Annotated in this window: 1 protein-coding gene; it reads left to right on the top strand. The window is 69.9% G+C overall.

Going from position 1 to position 575, the window contains the following annotated elements; translation table 11 throughout:
- Nucleotides 1–53: 53 nt before the first annotated feature.
- Complete coding sequence (locus tag ADL25_RS13100) at nt 54–431, top strand: hypothetical protein (RefSeq protein ID WP_059127876.1); 378 nt, start codon at nt 54–56, stop codon at nt 429–431.
- Nucleotides 432–575 lie beyond the last annotated feature (144 nt).

Here is a 575-nt window from a genome sequence, read left to right as displayed (position 1 = left end):
GGCACCACGGCGGTCACCCGGCCACCGGACCTTCGCAAAGACAGGGAAAGACCATGAACAAGATGATCAGGCGCGCATCGATCGCTCTCGCTTCCACCGCGATGGTCGCTGGAGCCGTCCTCGGCGCCGGCGGCGCGGCCTCGGCGGCGACTGCGGCACCCGTGGAGCACGCCCAGTCCTCGGTCACCGCAGTCGACGCCGGTCACGCACGTGACGGCTACCACACGGAGCGCCACGAGGGCTGGAACCGCGGTGGGTACACGGACGACCGCAAGGACCTCCGTCACAGCCACCACTCCGCGTGGGAGGGACGTGGAGACGTCCACCACGTCCGTGGCGGGGACGACCACAGGTGGATCGCGGCGTCCTCGTCGCAGGGTGTCAGCGCCGAACGCTGGTACCAGGACCAGCTGGACCTGTTCAACCTCTGATGCGACCGCAGTCGCCGCGGTTTTGCCGAGTCGCAAGGACGTGGCCCGAGGGCGCGCGCCCTTGCCCCGTCGGCAGATCGCTCGCCGGACCTCAGTCGGCCCAGGGCTGATGGGATCGCTTCCGGCCGAACGGGGTACACGGAG

It is taken from the genome of Streptomyces sp. NRRL F-5122, from assembly GCF_001507435.1.
Classification (GTDB): domain Bacteria; phylum Actinomycetota; class Actinomycetes; order Streptomycetales; family Streptomycetaceae; genus Streptomyces; species Streptomyces lannensis.
The sequence above is the reverse complement of the archived record's forward strand: the minus strand, read 5'-3'. Positions and strand labels throughout refer to the sequence as shown.